Below are 20,894 nucleotides of genomic sequence, written 5' to 3'. Positions count from 1 at the left end.
ATGAGTATCAAGGAAAACTGGGTTCAAGCCTTTCCGCAATCCTGTGCGGAAGATGTACAAGTCGTGACACGTCTCTTACCGCGCCGATGGTTCAGACCCACGATTTCGGGGACAATTGAAATTGCGTATTGGCAAGAAACGTTGATTTTACCGTCCCGCATGTACTTTGATGAAGTAACAGAAGAAAAAATCCACACCTTATCCCAATCCCAACGCTGGTTGCTGTACTGTATGTATACACGTCACCATGACGGCTATGTCCGGGAAAAATACGTCCGTCTGCTGGAAGACGAACAGGCAACTGCAGACTGGGTGTTGCTTTATCTGTTGGAACTGACCGGAGAATACGTCAAAGAAATTCTCCAACGAATCGAACCGATCGTACATAACTGGCCAGAGGTACGATTACGTTCCTTTGTTGAAGGAGAAGGACACGAAGTCTATCTTGAACGGATTGAGCAGCGAATCATCAGTTACTGGAATGCCTATTACCGCGAAACAAATGAGCAGCGTAAGGATTCGACCTATGTCGGTTTTCGGATTCTGTATTTCTTGCGAACGGGCATGTCATTGACTCTTTAAATAGCGTATGAATGACTTTTTACATAAGGAGGGCAGGTAGATGATCACAAAGTCAAAAAATCTTTATCTGAAAGGTCCCAAACCGGCAGTTTTGCTGCTGCACAGCTTCACTGGCAGTGCAAACGAGATGCGTGGACTCGCCCGATTTTTACATACAGCCGGTTATACGTGTTACGCCCCCAATTATGCCGGGCACGGGGAGTCGCCGGAACATTTATTTGCTTCAACAATTGATGAAATCTGGGACTCCGTCGAGGAAGCCGTATCTTTCTTACGACAGGAAGGACATGACAGCATTTATGTAATTGGTCAATCACTGGGTGGTGTAATGGCGCTCCGTCTTTCAAATAATCCGATTTGCCAGGGTTTAATTCTGCTGTCGACACCGGTTCTCGAACGAACGATTGAAGGACTCGAACACCGGTTGCTTCGGTATACGGAACGCTATTTTCAATTCGAAAATCGGACAAAAAAATGGATTACTGATTTCATTGCGGTACATTTTCCGCGACCGGAAAAAAAACTTGATCGCCCTGCAACAATTTATTCTGCAGACACAAATGTATCTTCCGGACGTCACACAACCTGTTGCTTTGTTTAAAGGGGCAATGGATGATGCAGTGTATCATGCCAGTATCGATTTGATCGAGGCACGGATTGCGAGTCGTGATCAAAAAAAAGTTTTATTATCGAACAGCAGACATTTGCTGACACTTGATCGGGATAAAAATCGTCTGTTCGAAGAGATTCTCGTATTCTTGAACACCCATCCGCTGCAGGAGAGGGCTTCCTTGAAACTGTCACCTGCTGTGCAGTAGGCTAGATAGGTAAGTTACATGAGAAAGGGGAATACATCATGAGAATTTTAGTAGTTGGGGCAAGTGGAACGATCGGGCAAGCCGTCATCGCACAATTAGGGGAGCGGCATGAAATCATCCAGGCCGGGCGGATGGGTGTGGATGTCCAAGTCGACATCACGTCGGAAGACAGTATCCGAGCGATGTATGAAACAGTCGGTCCGGTCGATGCCGTCGTCAGTGCGACCGGCGGGGCACATTTTGGACCGTTGACGGATTTGACACCGGCGTTAAACCAGATCGGAATCGACAGCAAACTAAAGGGTCAGGTCAATCTCGTCCTGCTTGGTTTGGAGACGGTTCGGGACGGGGGCAGCTTTACATTGACGACCGGTATCATGATGGACGATCCGATTCGGCAAGGCGCGTCCGCTGCTCTTGCGAACGGCGGGGTCAAAGCGTTTGTTCATGCCGCGGCGATTGAGATGCCACGGGGGATTCGGATCAACAGTGTCAGTCCAAACGTGTTGATTGAGTCACTCGAGAAGTATGGACCATTTTTCCGTGGTTTCGAAGCTGTTCCGGCATCGCGTGTCGCGACAGCATTTGAGAAAAGCGTCGAAGGGGCACAAACAGGACAAAACTACGAAGTTTATTGAATCCAACAAGACCGCTCACTCGGATCAAGTGGGCGGTCTTGTTGTCAGCTCATTAAGGATTGTAAATAAAAGATATTTGTCAGAACCAGCGAAATCAAGAAGCAGATAAAGAGATTATTAAAAAAAACATATCGTGTCATCTCACGGTTCATGATCATCTTGTCGAGAAATAGATTCACAGCCAAGACGATGGTGAAAGTTACAAAAAAGAGCGGTACTAATTCCATACATAACATCCTTTCTGTCGTCTTATTCAACGCATCCAGCCGATCAAAAGTTTCGTAAAGACTTGAAATTTCTTGTGAAAAACAGGATTTTCCAGTAGGGAAGGGAAAGAAGAAAAGTAAAGAAACCAAAAGGAGGGACATTCAGATGCGACAAGCGGTACTCGTCATCGATTTTCAACAGGATCTTGTCGAAGGGACACCCGAAGAATCCGGTGTGTATGCGAAGGAATCTGTCATCGGAGTCATCAATCAAGTGGTGCAAGAAGCACGTGATCATGATCATACGATTGTCTTCATCCGGGATCTTGATGTCGCGAACGGACAAGGGGAAGGGTTTGCGGTGCACTCCTCGATTCAGATTCCGGATCAGGCAGTCACGTTCGACAAAGCCGCCACTAATTCGTTTCACGGCACGCCGTTGCTCAGCCATCTGAAAGAGCAACAGGTCGGACATATCGTCATCCTCGGCTGTAAGACGGAACACTGTATCGATACGGCTGTCCGCAGTGCAACCGTCAACGGATTTGATGTGACACTCGTTGCTGACGGACATACGACGAACGGTTCCGATGTTTTATCAGCGGAGCAGATGATTGCCCATCACAATCAAGTCTTGCACGGACACTACAATGTCGAACATTTTGCGGTGGTCCGTCCCTCAACGGAGAAGTTGTTTGAACCCATCCACAATCACTATAGAACGTAAAAGGAGCGACCTCATGATTGAACTACGAAAAATGGAAGAAGCGGATTATCCCGCCTACGCGACGCTCGTCACGGATGAGCGGGTGATGCGCTATATCACAGAACATCCCTTAACCGAAACAGAAGCCAAACGGCGGTTCGCGTCGATCATCGAGCAACAGCGGCATGACCGTCTCGGATCATACCTCGTCTATCAGGACGCGACATGGATTGGCATCGGTCATGTCACGCGGGATACACGGCAACCGTTTGAAGCGGAACTCGGCTACATGTTATTGCCGGAACAGTGGGGTCACGGTTACGGATCATTGCTCGCCACACGGTTGCTCGAACTGGCAACGGAGCACGAATTGACCGTCGTCACGGCAACGATTGATCCGAATCATCTCGCGTCGCGAAAGATTTTGACGAATCTTGGATTCCACTCGACGTACGTTGGACCGATTAGCGGGCTGCCTGGTGAAATTCTTGAAAAACGATTGGGGGAATCTTCATGACGCGGGAAGAGTGGATTCAATCGTTTGATCTCGATGTAGCAGAGATTTTTCCCGTCACCGATTCATACAGTTCAGATGTCGACCGGTTAGTACTGCGTGACGGACGGACCGTCTTTTTAAAGCGTCCGTATACAGCAGATAAATGGTACCGGGAACACGGTTGGTTAACGTATTTAGCCAGTCGTGTTGCTGTGCCGAAGATTTTAATGGAGGCGCGACCAACCAAACAGACGACGGGTGCGTTTGTACTCGAAGCACTTGCCGGTTCCACGATTGAGAAAGTGACACCGGAATTGGTCTCGCAAATCGGCCGCCTTCACGCAACACTCCATACGTGTACGAGTGAGGCGTACGGCGATTTTGAGGAGAACGGCTTCACCGCCTTTACCTCCCAGGACTGGCGTGTCTTCCGGAATGCGAAGATGACCTCATTTGAGCCGGCGATTCAACAGGTGTTGTCACCTGCACTCTATCAAGCCGCCTTTACAGAATTGAAGCGGCGTGAACGTGAGTTACCGGAGCCCTCTCGACCTGTCGCCGTCCATTTGGACTTCCGGCTGGGTAACTTGCTCGCAGACGAGGGGAACCTCACTGGATTGATTGACTTTGAAACCTCACGTTTTGGAGCGACGGAAATTGATTTTACGAAACTTGACCGCGATGTTTTCCAGAGCGAATCCGGGTTACTTGACGCCTATCAAAAAGGGTATGGGCAAGTCAGGACACCGGAACCGATTGAAGTCTATTTGCCGTACTACCGTCTGTTTGAAGCACTGACGGGAATCGGCTGGTGTGTCCAGCGCGGACTGGACCGTCATCAGCTGTTTTTCGATAAAAATCTTGCCCGTGTACTAATCGAGTTGGAACGGACGAGCATATTCGAAGAACGTTAAAAGGCGTCGTTTGACGAGCGAACCGCTATACTTGTGGAAATGAAGCAAGTAGAGGGGGAAATTGGATGGAACAACAGAAACGGATTGGGATTATTGGTGGCGGGCTCGCCGGAATTTTCGCGGCACGTCAATTAGTGACGGAAGGATATGCGGTCGAGGTCATTGAAAAAAGCCAAAGTGTCGGGGGACGGATGGCGACGAGACGGATCGACCAGGGAACAGCGGATCATGGGGCTGTCTTCTTTACGGTAAGGACGGACGAGTTGGCGCAAGAAGTGGACGAATGGTTGGAACAGGGACTGATCCGGAAATGGTTCGGGGATGACTTTCCCCGCTACATTGCGGTCAACGGGATGAATCAGCTGGTTCAATCGATTGCCCATGGAATCCCGGTGCATCTAAATGAACAGGTCGAACGGATTGTGTCGGATGCACCCGGACTTCAAACCATCGCCTCTGAAGAAACACGGACGTATGATGCCATCCTGCTGACGGCACCGGTGCCGCAAGCTTATGACTTACTGGAAGCATCCCCGTTGACGTTAGTTGAATCCGATCACGCCCGTCTCGGGAAAGTGACGTTTGAGCCGACGTTCGTCGGTTTGTTCGAGATTCAGGAAACGCTCGAAATTGGTGAGGTCGGTCTACTTGATGAAGGTCTCGCAACCGGAATGTTGAAAATCGTCAACAATGCGCAAAAAGAAGTGTCGGCGACCCCGCTTCTGAGTGTCTATATGGCAGGAGACTGGAGTGAATCCTGGTATGACAAAGGGGAAGACGCGACGCTTGCGGAAATCGAACGGTTACTGCAGGAGCAACTCGGACCGGTCACGATCATCTCCCGCCAACTCAAACGTTGGCGGTATGCGCAGGCGCGCGACGTCTTCCGCACGCCTTACCTGAAGCTCGATCAACATCCGCTCTGGCTTGCGGGAGATGCCTTCCTCGATCCGAAAGATACGTCCGGACGGACACGGGTCGAGAGTGCCGTCATTTCCGGACTGCGTGTTGCAGCGGCAATGGATGCGCACTTCAAAGCGGTCGTAACAGAACAATAAGCCGTAAAAAAGGGTGATTTCCAACAATGGAAGTCGCCCTTTTAAGTATCACGATTTGGATTCGGGTGGAAAATGGCGCTTGCTCCAAGCAGCCATCTGATCGAGGATCGGAAGAAAGCTGTGTCCGGTGTCGGTTAAGGAGTATTCGACTTTCGGCGGGACTTCCCGGTAGACTTTCCGGTCGATCATTTCGTCCGCTTCCAGTTCCCGTAATTGTCGTGTCAAAATGCCTTTTGAAATCCCCGGCAACAGGTGTTCGAGTTCGTGAAATCGTTTTGTTCCGGTACTGAGATGCCAAAGCAACACGATTTTCCACTTGCCGGCGATGATGTTCTGGGCTCGGGTAACAGGGCACGCCGTCCGCTGGGAAAGAGGGGAGTCAGTTGTCGAAGCTTGATTCATCGGGAATTCCTCCTATAGTTCGGTTTGTATGACCTGGTATCGAAAAAGTGCCTACTCCTCATAGTGTATCACCTGTAATACAATTGGATACAGGTAGAAACTTATTAATAAAGGAGCTTACGTCTATGAAATTACTTGTAACCGGAGCAACCGGAAAATTAGGAACCAAAATTGTCGAGCATCTCTTAACGAAAATCGCAGCAGAAGATCTGATTGTCAGCGTCCGTGATCCGAAAAAAGCATCGGATTTAGCATCGCGCGGTGTTGAAGTGCGTCATGGTGATTTTGATAAACCGGGTACGCTGCAAGAAACGTTTGCGGGCGTCGACCGGCTCTTGCTCATCTCGACCGACGGCGAAGAAGCGACGCGGATCCGTCAACATACGGCAGCAGTTGAGGCAGCTAAAGCAGCCGGAGTCGGCTTGATTGCCTATACGAGTATCGCCAACGCGGAAGCGAGTCAAAATTTCCTAGCCCGGACGCATCAGGTGACGGAACAGTTAATCCGCGATACGGGAATTCCGTTTTTGTTCTTCCGGAATAACTGGTACCTGGAGAACGAACAGTCGACGATCGAGGCGGTCCAAGCCGGACAAGACTGGTTGACGAATGCCGGGAACGGCACAGTCGGTTGGGCATTACAGGAGGATTATGCGGAAGCGATTGCGACGGTCTTGGTTGATCCGAAGCCGACAAAATCAATTTATGAACTGTCAGGTCCTCTCCATACGCAACAAGAGATTGCAGAAGCACTCGGACAAGTCCTCGGTCGCCCGGTACAGGTGAAGCAAGTCGACAGCGCGACCTATACGGCAATTATGAAACAAGCGGGAGTCCCGGAATTTTTACTGCCGATGTTACAGGCGATTCAAGAAGGGATTGCGGCTGGAACGCTGGCGGTTGAGAGTCAGGATTTTGAACACATTCTCGGTCGACCACCGGTTTCTCTCGAAGACGGCTTACGACAACTTGTTCAAAGATAAGTTCACCTGAACGTTTCCTTCTGAAGGGCTTTGGGTAAATATCCCTTACGTACATAAAAACGAGGGGGATTATCATGAACATTAAAAAATACCGTGTGACACCAGGGGAATCAATCCGATTATCCGATTATCCGACGTCGGATGAAAACCGGATTGCAGAAGACGAGTTACTGGATCAGCACATTCCGAAAAGTGTCGAGGAATTAAAAGAATTGCATTGGCGTCTGCATGCCGAAGAAAAAAACGGAGTCCTCGTGATTTTACAGGCGATTGATGCCGGCGGAAAAGATGAAGCCATCAGCTATATCTTCTCGAATCTCAACGCCCAAGGGTTACGGACGCTTTCTGTCAAAAAACCGTCCGATACGGAGCAAAAGCATGACTATCTCTGGCGGATTCACGAAGGCTTGCCGGAAAAAGGCGAAGTCGGTATTTTAAACCGGTCGTATTACGAAGAGGTCATCGCACCACGGATTCATGATCTGCTCGAAGAAGAGGAAGTACCGGACGATCAAGATGTCTGGAAGATGCGTTACCGCCAAATCAATGACTTTGAGCGTTATCTCGTCGAGAACGGCTTCCGCGTCGTTAAGTTTCTGTTTAACGTCTCAAAAGACGAGCAGAAAAAACGATTGCTCGAAAGGATCAAAGATCCGAAGAAAAACTTTGAGTTTTCGTTCAGTGATGTGGAAGAACGGGAGCATTGGGATGAGTATCAAGACATCTTTGCCGAGCTCGTTTCGCACACGTCAACGGAACACGCGCCTTGGCATGTACTGCCGGCCGATGACGAATGGTTCACCCGTTACATCGTGACGGAAGTCATGAATGACGTCCTGCGTGAAATCGATCCGCAGTATCCGAAGCTGACGGACGAGGATCAGGAAAAACTCGATGAAGCGATTAAAAAATTAGAAAATGAATAAGTGTGCGAACTGACGCAGCAGTCAGTTTTCAGATGACAACGGGAGACAGACTTTAACATCTGTCTCCTTTGTTGTGCGGAAAAACGGCTTTCTTTTGCAGGATCGCTGTTATAATCAAAGGGAAGAATCGATCAAGTACTGGAGGAATCAGCATGAATGAATACCCGAACTGTCCGAACTGTGGCTCAGCGTATACATACGAAGACGGCAATGTATTGGTGTGTCCGGAATGTGCCCATGAATGGACGGCCGCCGATACAGCAGCGGCAGAAGAAGCCAACGTCATCCGGGATGCGAACGGTAATGTACTGAGCGACGGTGATACGATCACGGTCATCAAGGACTTAAAAGTGAAGGGCACGTCGCTTGTCGTCAAACAAGGGACACGCGTCAAAGGAATCCGTCTCGTCGACGGGGATCATGACATCGATTGCAAGATTGATGGACTTGGTGCGATGAAGTTGAAGTCGGAGTTCGTGAAGAAAATTTAAATCAAAAGACCACCGTCGAATTTTAAACGGTGGTCTTTTGATTTAGAGTCCCGGTAAAATTCCGGTGAAGAGACTCAGGATAAATACAGTTGCGAGTGCGGTCAGTCCTGCGATGAAACCTCCACCTGTCCATGCCAGCAAGGTTTGTGTGATCGTCAGCTTACCAAACCGGTTGACGACCCAAAAGCCCGAGTCATTTGGCAAGGAAAGTCCGATTCCGCCGGCACAAATCGCAAGACCAAGAAGAATCGGCGATACCCCAAGCTCCCCGACCATTGGCCCAAGGATACTTGACGTTGTAACGAGGGCGACGGTGGCGGACCCGAGTGACGCCCGTAAGATTTGTGAAAAGATGAAGGCAAGCAGGAGGACCGGAATGCTCCAGTCTTGCATGGTCGTAATCAAGTGATCACCGATGCCACTGTTGTTAATGACAGCTCCGAATGCGCCACCTGCTCCGGTAATCAAGATGATGATCCCGGCTGAACTGATGGCTTCTGAATACAAGCGGGTATTGGGAATCGAGATGTAAGGACGCAATAGGATGACAGCAGTAAATACACTGATTAACAAGGCAACATTTTTTTCACCGATGAATCCAAAGAAGCTGGCGATGGACGTGCCCGGAAAAAGTAACTGTGAGACCGTATTCAGTAAAATCAAGACAATCGGTAAAGCCAACATGAAGAAGCTCAGCCCTGTACCGATTTCTTTTTTCGGCAAATCGGCCGGATCAACGGAAAGCTCTTCGATGTCACCGGAATGTTTGATCCTTTTGCCGATGAACATGCCGTATAAGTAACCTCCGACTAATGTAGCCGGAATCGCAACGATGATACCGTACAAAATAAAGAAGCCGAGTTCGGATCCTGTATTTTCTGCGACGACCAGTGGTCCCGGTGTTGGGGCAATCATGTTGTGGGAGACAATCAAGCCAACACCAAGCGCAGTGACGAAACTGACGACGGAGATCCCTGTTTTTGAAGAGAGAGACCGGATCAAACCACTTAAAATAACGAAGGCTGCATCAAAAAAGACCGGAATCGAAACAGCGGTACCCGTTAAAGCGAGACCAGCGGACGATTTTTTAGTCCCGAAGACATTCAAGACAGCTTGAGCAATTTTTTCGACGGCTCCGGAAGCACCAAGAAACTGACCGAAGATGACGCCGAGTCCGATCAGGATGCCGACACCAGCCAAGGTATTCCCGAAGCCGGTCGTGACGACAGAAGCCACTTCTTTGACCGGCATGCCGATTGCTAAAGCCGTCAAGATGGAAATGGCAACAAGGGCAAGGAATGGCTCAATCTTAAGTTTCAGGATGGAAAAGAACAGTAAAGCGAGTGACAGAATAAAAATGACGACCAATAGATTACCCGTAACCATGAAAATCTCTCCTTCATGTCATGAATTCATATCAGGTGATCCAATCAGAAGATTGACCACCACGGATGTATCCGCTTACAAAATTATCAGGTGTGAAGTGTTTCAGCTACTTCCCTCAAGGTCGTCTTTGAACCGACGTTTCCCGGGAAGATGACATACGTCAGATTCGGGAATTTACTTTCTTCCCCTGTAATCCAGACAGGAATTCCTGGTTTGATTTGACCCGCAACGGTGGCACGTTTGACTTGAAGTCCGGTCGTGCCGATATCACTTGAGGTAATGCCGCCTTTGGCGATGATGTAACTGGGACGTACGTGTAATCGGCTAACGATACTGGTTACGGCATCAGAAATCTGAATCGAAAGCTTCAGTTCATTTTCCTGTTGGTTGTCCCCTAAATCGAGGCGTTCCCGTTTTGTATAGACGGCTACCGTCTGACCCGATTGAATCAATCGTTCCGTTGTTGTGATGATCCGCTTGATTTCTTCACGAAACTTATCGGGGAACAGAACAAGATGGACATTAAATTCAATGAAGTGGATAAAGGGACATGTCTTTAATTCCTCTAATTGTTCCGTCGTCTTTTTGACGTGAGAACCAATCATGATTAAACCACCGTGACCGTTGCCGGAAATCAATTCTTTTTTTGTCAGCAACGGACGATTGGTTACCCCGCCGATGACCTTTGTAAAAGCAGCAGCTGTTCGGAACATAAACCGTTTTCCGGCATTCATGGCGCGAATCAGTGCAATCGTCGCGACTTTGACATCCACATAATCCGTCGCGTTGATGATAATTTTATTAAAATCATGGACGTTCATGAGTTGATCGACCAACTGATCAAGATTCAGCTGTCGCAAATCCGCAAGAGATAAGGAAACGACATCGTCTGCCTGGAACACACCATTTGATTTTTCTTCGGCCCATTCGCCCAGATGTGACGCAGCGTAGCCGAACGTTCGATCCTTGGCGAACTCGGTTTGACCAGCGGGGACCAATGTCTCTTCTTCAAGAACATAATGGACATCTTCGATCGTGTAACGACCGCCTTCTTGGAAAAACGGCATGATGATTTCTCCATCATGGTAGCGATTTGACTGTTGTTCAAGCGTTTGTCGCAGAACCTCGGTTTCAAGAGGATAATGACCACGGAGTGTGGAATCGCCGCGACTGATTAAAATGAACGGCTGATGAAGTTGATCGGAAACCTGTTGAATGGTTGCCGCAATGTCTTCATGAACCTGTCGCGTTTCTTCACTTGTGAATCCCCGTGAATTCGTCAAAATGAAGAACATCGGCTGTTCTTCCTTAAAACCGGCTTCAATGCTTTCGGCTGTCCAATCCGTGTAGACGGAAACACCGTGGACGGTCTGAACACCTGTCGGATCATCGTCGAGAACGATAATCTTGTGTTTAAACTGTCGCAACTCTTCGAAAAGTAGGCCATCCACTACTTGTGCATCCGGGAGTGCCGGAAGATTGGCCAACGTTTCAGCGGCCGGTAATGTTCGAAATGTTGAAATCATCTGTTACACCTTCCTTACTTCAACATGTGCTAATTTTTCATAATATTGAATGATGCCGCCATGGTCATCCGCCGCTTTACCATCAATCTTCAAAGCATGAAAAATTTCGACAAGCTGACTGGAGAGCGGGAGCGGGACACCGATTTCATGAGCGGTTTCCATGACATTTGTCATATCTTTTAAATTGATGTCGATGCGTCCGCCGGCGACGAAGTTTCGTTCAAGAATCAAAGGGACTTTCGCATCGAGGACAGCACTGCCGGCAAGACCACCGCGGATGGCATGATACATTTTCTCAACATCGATTCCGGCTTTCGCGGCAAGCGTCAGAGCTTCTGACATGGCAGCGATGTTCAAATTAACGATGATTTGATTGGCGAGTTTGGCGGTTACACCGCTTCCGTTTTTCCCGACGAGTGTGACACTGGCACCGATGACATCAAGCAATGGCTTGACGGAATTGAAGATGTCTTCTTTTCCACCGACCATGATGGAGAGTGTTCCGTCGATTGCTTTTGGTTCACCGCCACTGACCGGGGCATCCAACATTTCAACACCACGCAGAGCGGCTTGATTCGCGATTTCAACAGAGGCAACGGGAGAGATGGAACTCATATCAATCAGGATGGTGCCGGGTGTAGCAGTGTGCAAAATACCGTTTTCTCCGAGTACAACCTGCTCGACGTGATGCGAAGCCGGCAACATCGTAATGATGACATCACATGTCGCCCCCATGTCAGCAGGTGTTCCTGAAGTTGCGCCTGCCTCGATTAATGCCTGTACACTGTCCGCGTTCAAATCATTGACGGTCACATTATAGCCTGCCTGCAATATATTCAATGCCATAGGTTTCCCCATGATGCCTAAGCCGATAAATCCAATACGAGTTGTCATATCATCAAAACTCCTTTTTAGATAAAAGATAGCGCTTTCATAAGCCTTTAATCGAAGTGTACACACTTTGTTCAATTTTGTATACAATTTATTTTAAAATGTATACAAAATAAGTTCCTTTTCTATTTCCAGTATTAAACTTATACTTTGATATAAGAGGAAAAACGAATGTAGGAGACGATTCTAGTGGGGAAAAAAACAACGCAATTGGCATATGTACAAGCATATGAATATATACGCGACCGCATATTAAGCGGAGAGCTGGAGCGTGGGACAAAATTAGTGGAAGAACGATTGGCGGAAGAAATGGGCATCAGTCGGACGCCGGTTCGGGACTCGATTCGAAAGTTAGAGCAGGAAGGTTTGATTAAACAAAAACGGGTGGTAAATCCAACAGATATGGATTTACGTGATCTTTTTCAAGTTCGGATGCTACTTGAAGGATTTGCCGCGAGCCATTGCGCGACATACATGAAGGACGAGGATTTGCAAAAACTAAAACGTTGTGTCGAAATTGGACGAACCGGAGAACTCGAAGAGGTGATGGCAGCGAACAAAGAATTCCATGATCTTATCGTCGGTGCGACAAATAATCCCGTCATGATTGACATCATCGACCGTATGCAGTCGATCATCTACTTGTTCCGCAAAACGGTGGTCCTTCATAAAAGACCGTTGTTGATTGAAGAACACGATGATATTTATCAAGCCATTTTGCAACATCAGCCGGAAGAAGCGGAACGATTGATGAAGGCGCATTTACAACTGGATTTAGAATTTTGTTTGAACTGGATGAAAGGATAAACGACGGGAAACGTCGTTTATCCTTTTTTTATAGAGTGGATTCTTCTCTTCAGGACAAATGTCCTTTATCATTCAGGGAGGCTTCGTTTAAATGGAAGTATGAAAATCAAGAAGAGGAGGGACAACGATGCGTGGCATTCTTTTTGCAATCAGCGGCGGTTTTTTTCTGACACTCCAAAGTGTCGCCAATGCCCGAATCAGCAACAGCATCGGGACGTGGCAAGCAGCGACCTTGACCCAGATGACCGGTTTTGTCGTCGCTTTATTGATTACGTTGATCCTGCGTGACCGGACGTTCCGGCAGATGAAAGAGGTTAAGCTGCTTTATTTATCCGGAGGAGCATTGGCCGCTGCCGTCTTATTCAGTAACATGACAGCCGTTCATTTGATGGGTGTGACGTTGACGATCTCTTTATTCCTGATTGCCCAGCTCGGCTTGGCACTGGTGATTGATTGGAACGGATGGTTCGGAATGATCAAGCGGCGGTTGCAGCTGCCGCAAGTAATCGGCATTTTAATGATGATCGGCGGCGTGCTGATCTTGAAATGGTAAGGGGGAAAGAACGTGGAACAAGCACAACTGGATGAGTATTTGGCGCGGTTTCAATTGACGGAAGTGTTTGCCGGCGGGTTGCGGGAGCATTTACAACCGGTCGCTTTTCAAGCGGGGGACTGGCTGTGTCGTCAAGGCGACGCGGCGGACCGGATGTACTTGTTGCTCGAGGGGAAGCTGAAGATTACCCATATGTCAGCGACCGGAAAACGGCTCGTCTTATCGTTTAAACATCCGTTTGATCTGGTCGGCGATATCGAATACGTCCGCCGGACCCCGTTGATGAATACGGTCGAAGCGGTCACGCCGGTCGAAGCGGTCAGCATTTCCTATGCGGCACTAGAACAAAATGGAGCCGATAATCCGGCACTGCTCCGCTTTTTACTCGAGACGATTACGATGAAGTTTGAGCTGAAGTCGCATTCGATGAGCTTTAATCTGCTGTATCCGGTTGAGGTCCGGCTCGCCAGTTATCTCTTGTCGATGACACCGGAAACACCGACCTTACCGGTCAGTGATCTGGTTGATGCGGCGGATCTGATCGGAACAAGTTACCGTCACCTGAATCGTGTCCTGCGGCAGTTCAGTCAGGACGGCTTGATTGAGCGGACGAACCGGACGATTACGATCGTGGACCGGGACGGCTTGACGGAACGGGTCGGCGAAAGTATCTATGAGTGAGGAGGAAAGAAGATGACACTTGGAATAGTTCTGGCTTTATTCGGCGGAATGATGGTCTGTATTCAGAACACCTTTAATGCCAAGGTCAAGGAACGGGTCGGCGCATGGGCGACGACGACGCTTGTCCTCGGACTCGGATTTCTGGCCTCGCTGACGATCGGACTGCTTGTTGAAGGCGGCGGTCTTTTCTCAATGAGTGGAATGGAACCATGGTTTTGGTTCAGCGGCATCATCGGAGTCGGCGTCGTTTTGTGCGTAACGCAAGGGGTACAACAGCTCGGACCGAGTTATGCGATTTCAATCGTCATGGTCTCACAAATCCTGTTTGCCTTGCTGTGGGATACGCTCGGGTGGTTTGGTCTCGATCAAGTGGCATTTACGTGGACGAAGGCCGTGGGCGTTGTCCTGATTGGCGGCGGTGTTTTATTATTCCAACTCGGCGGCAAGTTAACCGAACGACGGATGTTACGAAAAGGAGCCTGACAGATGAACTACACGACATTGTTATTTGATATCGATCATACATTACTCGATTTTGATGCGACGGAACGCGCGGCCTTGCGACAACTGTTTGAAGAGGAACAGCTCGAATGGACGGCCGAACGGGAAGCCCGTTACCGGACAATCAACCGTTCCTTATGGCAGGCACTTGAACGGGGAGAGGTAACACGGCAGGAAGTGATTACGTCACGTTTTGTGGCGTTTTTTGCCGAGCAGGGCCGGACGGTCGACGGCAGTCGGATGGATACGCGTTACCGTGCGTACTTGAGTCAAGGGACGGAATTGATTGCAGGAGCGATCGAGTTGCTCGACGCGCTCAAAGGGAAGTATCAGCTGTATGTCGTGACGAACGGTGTCGCGGCGACACAACATGCACGACTCAAGGGATCTGGTCTGGCGCCTTATTTTGACGGGATTTTTGTCTCGGAAGAAACCGGCTATCAAAAACCGATGCCCGCCTTTTTTGATTACGTATTTGACCGGATCCCGGATGTGACGCGCAATCAGACGTTGATCATCGGCGACTCGTTGACGGCAGACATACAGGGCGGCATCTCGGCAGGAATTGCGACATGTTGGTTTAATCCCGGTCATGCCGCGGCTTCGGCGGAACTGACGCCGACTTATACGATTGAGCGACTCGACCAGCTTGTGACGCTGCTCGGGACAAAAGAGGTAGATTGGACAACTTCAAAATAAAATCGAAGTAATGAGATTGATTTAACATCTTTGTGATACCATCCGATAGTAATTAAAAGATCACGAAAGGGGGCGATCATGGTGAACATGACGCAAACAAAACAGGAAACGGGGCACGACGTGTAACCCGCTTTTCTTAAAAAAACGGGGGAATGGATATGCAGATTGTATTACGCCCAGTCACGAACGAGAACTGGGAAGCCTGCTGTGCGCTTGAATTAACGGCGGAACAACAGGAATTTTTAGAACCGAACGTCTACTCGATTGCGCAGGCTGGTTTCGAACCGACGCTCGTCATGCGGGCGATTTATGCAGGGGATGAGTTGGTCGGGTTTTTAATGTACAATTCGGAACGGGAAGAACTGGACGGCTACTGGATTTACCGACTGATGGTCGACCAACGCCACCAAGGGTCAGGAATCGGCCGGAAAGCGATGCGGTTGTTGCTCGGGGAGATGCAACAGCTTCCGGAAGCGACGTGCATCGCCGTCGGTTACCGTCCGGACAATCAAGCAGCGCATCGTCTGTATGAACGACTCGGATTTATCGATCACGGGGACCGGTTCGGAAAAGAGATGGCAGTCCGGTACACGTTTTAAGGAGTAAGACCTTAGCCTCGCTAAGGTCTTTTTTGATGGAATGGATATTTTTTGAAACTTTTTGAACGACCGAGTGCTCTAATCAGTAAAAGGAGGGGACGGAATTGGACTTACGAACGGAGCACACGGAGCTTGTCCGGCGTGCCATTAAGCAAGACGAGGCAGCATTTGAACAATTGATTCTTCTACATAGTGAACAGCTCTACCGGACGGCCTACGTCTATGTCAAAAACGAGCAGGATGCGCTCGACGTCGTTCAGGAAACGGTCTACAAAGCCTTCATTTCCATCGGACAGGTCAAAGAACCCAAATATTTCGTAACCTGGTTGACGAAAATTCTGATTCGGAACTGTTACCGTGTCCTGAACCAACAGACTACGGTAGCGGATCTCATTGAACAGATTCCGGTGAAGGAATCTTCGCGGGAAGAACATCTGGACTTGATTGACGCGTTGTCGCACCTGCGAAAAGAATACCGGGATGTTTTGGTACTCTTTTATTTTCACGATGTCCCGATGAAGGAGATTGCTTCTTTTATCGGCATCACCCTGAATACGGTCAAGACATATCTCAAACGGGGACGGGCCGAATTGAAGAAACAGTTGGGAGGACTTGATTATGTCGAAGCACGATCTTCAAAATGACTATAACCAGATTCCTGTGCCGCAGGCCGCCTTACAGGAGCGGATTCGTCAAGGAATGGAGCAGGGAAAGCGGGAGCAACAAATCAAACGGCCGAAACGCCTGCGACGCCTGGTTGTTTCGACGGGACTGGCGGCGTCACTGTTGATCACATCGACATTCGTCATCCCGTCCTTTGCGACGGCAATGGCAAAAGTTCCATTACTCGGTCAGATGTACCGACCGTTCCTCGAACAGGAAAACACCGGCACCGCCATTAGTCAGAAACAACTCGCAACGAAAATCGATCAAGTCGCAAGTGACAACGGGATCGACATCCAAGTCATCGATGCCTACTACGACGGCGTGACAATCGGCATGAATTTGACAGCGACCGGCGTCCCGGATGTGAAAGCGGAAGCGCGGTCAGGATTATATGAACTGTTCAAAGGGGATAAACGGTTTGAAGGGACGGAGACCATGGAACTGGTTCAGTTCAAACAGGTCAAAGGTGTCTGGCAAGGACGAATTGAATATATGTTCGGTGAAACCAAATTAAAAGATACAATCCAGATTCCGGTCGTGTTGACAGATGTATTCGGCGTCAAAGGAAATTGGTCGTTTAACGTCCCGGTCAAACGGCTTCCGGCCGTCGAACAAGTCTACGGGACAACGGTCAAAAATTCAATCTATCAAACGGAAGTCACATTGGATAAGTTGATTCAGGGCAAAGGGAGCACGTCGTTCGACTACACAACACGTTCACCGGAAAAAGAATGGGCCCGTGTCGAGATGACATTGCTCGATTCATCCGGTAAGGAAATCATTCACAACTGGACAAAGTCGACTCAGTCCGTCAAACGGACGAAATCTGGAACGGCAGCCATCGAGCAGTCGCGGTTAATCCTCGGGAACTATGTGATTCCAAAAGGGAGCTATCTGTTGCAACCGTCCCTATCCATCGATATCAACACACAACCGATTCCGTTAACCGAGCCGTTGCCGTACCGTCAACAGTCGGAAACGCATCCGCTCGAAATGACCATCACGTCAATTGAGACAACACCCGAGCATGTCGTAATCGAATTTTCGAGAAATTCCCGCTCATTACAAGTCTATGTGAAACCAGAAATCCGAGATTCCATGTATTTGTTGAAAGGAACAGAACCGCCGGACGGTCGGGAAATCAAGCCGAAAGTCACGGTTCTCGATGCGGGTAAACAAACATTCCGAGCGACGTTCCGCTTGCCGGAACCATCTGAACACACGCGGGAAGAATATTATCTCGAAACCGGCTACAGCAATACCGTCATCAATACACCACTTGAATTACAACCAATCCCGTTTACGGTTAACTAACAGGAAAACCGGACCGGACGTCGAACTCCAAACGGATGACGATTGAACAAGGAGTTGGAGATGATGAATTTACGAGCAATGACCGCAGCCGATTATCCGGAAGTCGGCCGGATTTACAAACAGGGGATACAGACGCAGAATGCGACGTTTCGAACGGAAGTACCGCCGTTTGACTACTGGGATGCCCATCATCACATACACAGCCGGATTGTAGCGGAAGAAGACGGGAAGGTGCTCGGATGGGTCGCCATCAGTCCATTTTCGTCGATTCCCGCCTATCAGGGGGTGGCGGAAGTCAGTCTTTATATTGACGAAGACGCACGTGGTAAAGGCATCGGTACCGCATTGATGCATGCTGTCATTGAAGCGAGTGAAGCGGCGGGCATCTGGACGTTGCACTCACAAATCTTCCCGGAAAACACTGCGAGTTTAAAGCTGCACCAACGGTTTGGTTTCCGGGAAGTCGGCCGGCGGGAACGGATTGGACAATTGGCCGGCGTCTGGCGGGATACGATTTTACTGGAGCGGAGAAGTCAGATGTAAAAGCAGATGAGAGGAAAAAGGGAAGACGGATGTCACATCCGTCTTCCCTTTTTGTGTGGTGAGGGCTGTTTTAACATCATCAGTTCTTTTTGGTCAGAACAAAGGCAAAAATCTGTTCACCTTTTTTCATCGTGATGTTCTCAGGACCATGAATATCGTTAAATGGATTCGACGAGAGGTTTCCGCTTGCGGACAACTGACGGAGGAACAGGACATTGTAATCTTCCAGCGTGAACTCACTTGACGGATTTTGTGTGTTGACGGCATCCGGTTTTATTTTTAAAGCTTCGTGTGAACGCAGGCTCACACCATTCAAATTAGCACCAAACCGAGTATATTTGGCCGAAGAAGATTGTACGATCCGCAACGTCGAGTCATATGTCTTAGCGGGGATTTCCATTGAAAAGAGTGTCCGCTCTTTATGATTTAGTAAGTATTCGACACCTTTCAGGAGATACGGTTTCTTGAGTTTGCCTTTTAAATGAAATGCAGCGATGTCCTGATCGTTGATTTGCGCAAAGGCTTGTTCACCGGCTTTTAACTTGAGCGGTGTGACCGTTAGTGTTTCATTTTTGGGAGCAAGGCAGCCACTGAGGGAAAAAGCGGATAATAAACAGACGATCCAAAATTTTCTCATGGAAAAAACATCCTTTCTTAAAGGATTACGGTAACAAACAAAAAACGTCTTGTCGAGAAAGACAAGACGCGGATGTCATTACTTGTGATTCGATAAGACGATCCCGAAAATCCGTTCACCCTTTTTAAGCGGTACGTCAGCTGGACGCATGATTTCGTTTAAATTAAAGCCGCGAATCCCGTTCTTTTTCGTCATGTGATAGACCATCAGCAAATTATACGGAGTAGAGGCAGAGGTGCTTGAACGGAAATCAGCTCCCCGAATCATGTAATCATCAAGCTGTTTAAAGGTATGGTCTCCTTGGACTGTCGTGTCATCAACGTCGATGCCGAGGTGGATCTTATCGTCGGAGAAAGATTGGGCAAAGCGGACTTGCGTGTCATAGCTTTTGGGTTCAAGCTCGAGTGTAAAGAGAGACCGCTCTTTTTTGTTCGGAAGATATTCGACCCCTTTGAGCCAATGGGTGGATGTTAATGTACCCTGTAATTTGACGCTGCCGATCTGTTGATTGCCAAGCGCCGCAAATTTTTCTTCGCCCTCGGTGATGGAGACGGGAGAAATCGTCAGACTCGATGTGTAGTCAGCCGATGCTGCTTTTTTTGGAACGGATTCTTGTGCCTGTTCTTGATTACATCCGGTCAAGACAAGCGCCGCAAGTGGTATGTAAAGCCATTTCTTCATGAAAAACGCCTCATTTCATCTTATTTTGGTAACATTATCCATAATTAATCGTATCGCTTTTGGGGGATGATTTCAATGGAGAACGGGAAAAGACCGACAGCAGGTATTTTCAGGAGGGATAAAGATGGATGATTTTTTTGGAGAAGGTCTTGAGACCAATGAGCAGAAACGAAAACGAAAACTCGAAGAAGTGTTTGACCAATCGTTTGAGTCGGAACGCCGCGACTTTAACCAGTCACTTGAACAGGAAGTGACCGTCGCCTTGATCGGGGACGTCAATGCGGGCAAATCCTCGACGCTGAATGCGATCCTTGGTCGGGAAGTGGCGACCGTTGGAGCAAAGCCGGGGGAGACGACGCGGATTGATCAAATCCGGCAACATCCGGAAGATAAGGTCGTCTTCGTCGATACGCCGGGACTGAACGATGCGAACAGCTTAAACTCGGACACGACATGGAAGTTTTACCAAAGTGCAGATGTCATCCTCTACTTCTTAAACGCCGCCGGAACCGTCTTATCGGAAACGGAAACAAAAAACTTCAAGAAGATTTATGCCCACAATAAAAATATCGTCATCGTCGTCACGAAAATCGATGCGACGAATGACCTCGCGACGATTCTGTCGCATATCGAATCGAAATTACCGGGCCCCAAAGTCGTGCCGGTCTCCGCGATGGATGGGACGAACATTGACCGTTTGCGGCGTGAGGTGCTCGACATCCTAAAAAAGTTCAACAAGGATAATCTGTTTGTTCGCGAGATCGATCCGGCGTTGCGGGGGAAAATCGCGAACAACTGGATCGTCGGAGCAGGGACCGCGGCAGGAGCGATTGGAGCCGTTCCGTTTCCGGGAGCCGACATCATTCCGTTGACGTCGATTCAAATCGGGCTGATGCTGAAACTGTCGAACTTGTACGAGCGGAATCTTTCGAAGGAAAGTGCAAAGGAGTTGCTGGTCGTGACGATTGTCGGCAACTCCGGAAAAACGGCGTTCCGGCAACTGGCGAAGATGGTCCCGGGATACGGTGCCGTCATCGGAGCCGGCGTCGCCTCGACGGCGACACTTGCACTCGGATACGGGACGAAGTATGCTTACGAAAATAAATTGGAACTGACGCCGGAAAGCTTGATGGGCTTCATCAAAAAGTTCCGCAAGAAATCAGACGGAGCAAAATAACGGACAGATTTTC

The 20,894-nt window shown here is 48.8% G+C and carries 27 protein-coding genes; 21 read left to right on the top strand and 6 right to left on the bottom strand.

Annotation, left to right across the window (positions count from 1 at the left end):
- The 8 genes from D3D03_RS13435 (at position 1) to D3D03_RS13395 (ending at position 5,418) form a co-directional block, all read left to right on the top strand.
- Complete coding sequence (locus D3D03_RS13435) at positions 1-582, top strand: hypothetical protein (protein ID WP_119923840.1); 582 nt, start codon at positions 1-3, stop codon at positions 580-582.
- A gap of 40 nt (positions 583-622) precedes the next feature.
- A complete protein-coding gene (locus D3D03_RS13430) occupies positions 623-1,183 on the top strand; it encodes an alpha/beta hydrolase (protein WP_119923839.1) in 561 nt (186 codons plus the stop codon).
- Positions 1,184-1,190: 7 nt separating this feature from the next.
- Positions 1,191-1,400 (top strand): hypothetical protein, encoded by a 210-nt coding sequence (locus D3D03_RS13425; protein ID WP_119923838.1) that lies wholly within the window; start codon positions 1,191-1,193, stop codon positions 1,398-1,400.
- A gap of 38 nt (positions 1,401-1,438) precedes the next feature.
- Entirely contained in the window at positions 1,439-2,038 is a 600-nt protein-coding gene (locus tag D3D03_RS13420; protein ID WP_119923837.1) for a short chain dehydrogenase, read from the top strand.
- Positions 2,039-2,410: 372 nt separating this feature from the next.
- Positions 2,411-2,971, top strand: coding sequence for an isochorismatase family protein (locus tag D3D03_RS13410; protein WP_119923835.1), 561 nt, complete (start codon positions 2,411-2,413; stop codon positions 2,969-2,971).
- Positions 2,972-2,984: 13 nt separating this feature from the next.
- Positions 2,985-3,467 carry a GNAT family N-acetyltransferase gene (locus tag D3D03_RS13405; protein WP_233550712.1) on the top strand — a complete coding sequence of 161 codons (483 nt, stop codon included), beginning with the start codon at positions 2,985-2,987 and terminating at the stop codon, positions 3,465-3,467.
- Positions 3,464-4,360, top strand: coding sequence for a phosphotransferase enzyme family protein (locus tag D3D03_RS13400; protein ID WP_119923834.1), 897 nt, complete (start codon positions 3,464-3,466; stop codon positions 4,358-4,360). The genes D3D03_RS13405 and D3D03_RS13400 overlap by 4 nt, the downstream gene beginning before the upstream one ends.
- Positions 4,361-4,425: 65 nt before the next feature.
- Complete coding sequence (locus D3D03_RS13395; protein ID WP_026834272.1) at positions 4,426-5,418, top strand: NAD(P)/FAD-dependent oxidoreductase; 993 nt, start codon at positions 4,426-4,428, stop codon at positions 5,416-5,418.
- Positions 5,419-5,466: 48 nt separating this feature from the next.
- Here the strand turns inward: D3D03_RS13395 and D3D03_RS13390 are convergent, their stop codons facing one another.
- The gene (locus D3D03_RS13390) at positions 5,467-5,820 is read right to left on the bottom strand and encodes a winged helix-turn-helix transcriptional regulator (protein WP_119923833.1); all 354 of its coding nucleotides are present in this window, start codon (positions 5,818-5,820) and stop codon (positions 5,467-5,469) included.
- A 125-nt stretch (positions 5,821-5,945) separates the two neighbouring features.
- Between D3D03_RS13390 and D3D03_RS13385 the strand changes: the two genes are divergently transcribed.
- From D3D03_RS13385 to D3D03_RS13375, 3 genes are all read left to right on the top strand, one after another.
- The gene (locus D3D03_RS13385) at positions 5,946-6,803 is read left to right on the top strand and encodes an SDR family oxidoreductase (protein WP_119923832.1); all 858 of its coding nucleotides are present in this window, start codon (positions 5,946-5,948) and stop codon (positions 6,801-6,803) included.
- Between the two features lie 74 nt (positions 6,804-6,877).
- The gene (locus tag D3D03_RS13380) at positions 6,878-7,729 is read left to right on the top strand and encodes a PPK2 family polyphosphate kinase (RefSeq protein WP_026834269.1); all 852 of its coding nucleotides are present in this window, start codon (positions 6,878-6,880) and stop codon (positions 7,727-7,729) included.
- Positions 7,730-7,881: 152 nt separating this feature from the next.
- On the top strand, positions 7,882-8,220 hold the full coding sequence (locus tag D3D03_RS13375; RefSeq protein WP_119923831.1) for a zinc ribbon domain-containing protein YjdM: 339 nt from the start codon (positions 7,882-7,884) through the stop codon (positions 8,218-8,220).
- 42 nt (positions 8,221-8,262) lie between these two features.
- Here D3D03_RS13375 and D3D03_RS13370 read toward each other — a convergent pair whose 3' ends face one another.
- From D3D03_RS13370 to garR, 3 genes are all read right to left on the bottom strand, one after another.
- Positions 8,263-9,606 (bottom strand): GntP family permease, encoded by a 1,344-nt coding sequence (locus D3D03_RS13370; RefSeq protein WP_119923830.1) that lies wholly within the window; start codon positions 9,604-9,606, stop codon positions 8,263-8,265.
- A gap of 86 nt (positions 9,607-9,692) precedes the next feature.
- Complete coding sequence (locus D3D03_RS13365; protein ID WP_119923829.1) at positions 9,693-11,132, bottom strand: four-carbon acid sugar kinase family protein; 1,440 nt, start codon at positions 11,130-11,132, stop codon at positions 9,693-9,695.
- Positions 11,133-11,135: 3 nt separating this feature from the next.
- The gene (gene garR / locus D3D03_RS13360) at positions 11,136-12,026 is read right to left on the bottom strand and encodes a 2-hydroxy-3-oxopropionate reductase (RefSeq protein WP_028107222.1); all 891 of its coding nucleotides are present in this window, start codon (positions 12,024-12,026) and stop codon (positions 11,136-11,138) included.
- A 186-nt stretch (positions 12,027-12,212) separates the two neighbouring features.
- Between garR and D3D03_RS13355 the strand changes: the two genes are divergently transcribed.
- The 9 genes from D3D03_RS13355 to D3D03_RS13315 all read left to right on the top strand — a co-directional run bounded on the left by D3D03_RS13355 (position 12,213) and on the right by D3D03_RS13315 (position 18,386).
- Positions 12,213-12,830 carry a GntR family transcriptional regulator gene (locus D3D03_RS13355; RefSeq protein ID WP_028107221.1) on the top strand — a complete coding sequence of 206 codons (618 nt, stop codon included), beginning with the start codon at positions 12,213-12,215 and terminating at the stop codon, positions 12,828-12,830.
- Positions 12,831-12,957: 127 nt separating this feature from the next.
- The gene (locus D3D03_RS13350; RefSeq protein ID WP_026829591.1) at positions 12,958-13,383 is read left to right on the top strand and encodes a DMT family transporter; all 426 of its coding nucleotides are present in this window, start codon (positions 12,958-12,960) and stop codon (positions 13,381-13,383) included.
- A gap of 12 nt (positions 13,384-13,395) precedes the next feature.
- On the top strand, positions 13,396-14,064 hold the full coding sequence (locus tag D3D03_RS13345; RefSeq protein WP_119923828.1) for a Crp/Fnr family transcriptional regulator: 669 nt from the start codon (positions 13,396-13,398) through the stop codon (positions 14,062-14,064).
- Positions 14,065-14,076: 12 nt separating this feature from the next.
- Positions 14,077-14,547 (top strand): DMT family transporter, encoded by a 471-nt coding sequence (locus tag D3D03_RS13340; protein ID WP_119923827.1) that lies wholly within the window; start codon positions 14,077-14,079, stop codon positions 14,545-14,547.
- Positions 14,548-14,550: 3 nt separating this feature from the next.
- The gene (locus D3D03_RS13335) at positions 14,551-15,264 is read left to right on the top strand and encodes a YjjG family noncanonical pyrimidine nucleotidase (protein ID WP_119923826.1); all 714 of its coding nucleotides are present in this window, start codon (positions 14,551-14,553) and stop codon (positions 15,262-15,264) included.
- 158 nt (positions 15,265-15,422) lie between these two features.
- Positions 15,423-15,863, top strand: a complete 441-nt coding sequence (locus D3D03_RS13330; RefSeq protein ID WP_119923825.1) for a GNAT family N-acetyltransferase — start codon at positions 15,423-15,425, stop codon at positions 15,861-15,863.
- A 104-nt stretch (positions 15,864-15,967) separates the two neighbouring features.
- Positions 15,968-16,507, top strand: a complete 540-nt coding sequence (locus tag D3D03_RS13325; protein WP_119923824.1) for a sigma-70 family RNA polymerase sigma factor — start codon at positions 15,968-15,970, stop codon at positions 16,505-16,507.
- On the top strand, positions 16,482-17,843 hold the full coding sequence (locus D3D03_RS13320) for a DUF4179 domain-containing protein (protein WP_119923823.1): 1,362 nt from the start codon (positions 16,482-16,484) through the stop codon (positions 17,841-17,843). The genes D3D03_RS13325 and D3D03_RS13320 overlap by 26 nt, the downstream gene beginning before the upstream one ends.
- Positions 17,844-17,906: 63 nt before the next feature.
- Positions 17,907-18,386 (top strand): GNAT family N-acetyltransferase, encoded by a 480-nt coding sequence (locus tag D3D03_RS13315; RefSeq protein ID WP_119923822.1) that lies wholly within the window; start codon positions 17,907-17,909, stop codon positions 18,384-18,386.
- A gap of 79 nt (positions 18,387-18,465) precedes the next feature.
- Here D3D03_RS13315 and D3D03_RS13310 read toward each other — a convergent pair whose 3' ends face one another.
- Both D3D03_RS13310 and D3D03_RS13305 read right to left on the bottom strand, forming a co-directional pair.
- Complete coding sequence (locus D3D03_RS13310; RefSeq protein ID WP_119923821.1) at positions 18,466-19,023, bottom strand: hypothetical protein; 558 nt, start codon at positions 19,021-19,023, stop codon at positions 18,466-18,468.
- Positions 19,024-19,101: 78 nt separating this feature from the next.
- Positions 19,102-19,704, bottom strand: coding sequence for a hypothetical protein (locus D3D03_RS13305; protein ID WP_119923820.1), 603 nt, complete (start codon positions 19,702-19,704; stop codon positions 19,102-19,104).
- A 124-nt stretch (positions 19,705-19,828) separates the two neighbouring features.
- Here D3D03_RS13305 and D3D03_RS13300 point away from each other — a divergent pair, with 124 nt between their 5' ends.
- The gene (locus D3D03_RS13300; protein WP_119923819.1) at positions 19,829-20,881 is read left to right on the top strand and encodes a YcjF family protein; all 1,053 of its coding nucleotides are present in this window, start codon (positions 19,829-19,831) and stop codon (positions 20,879-20,881) included.
- Positions 20,882-20,894: the final 13 nt, after the last annotated feature.

The sequence above is a fragment of the Exiguobacterium sp. RIT452 genome (assembly GCF_003598705.1).
GTDB lineage: Bacteria > Bacillota > Bacilli > Exiguobacteriales > Exiguobacteriaceae > Exiguobacterium_A > Exiguobacterium_A undae.
This window is presented reverse-complemented; position numbering and strand designations above follow the sequence as displayed.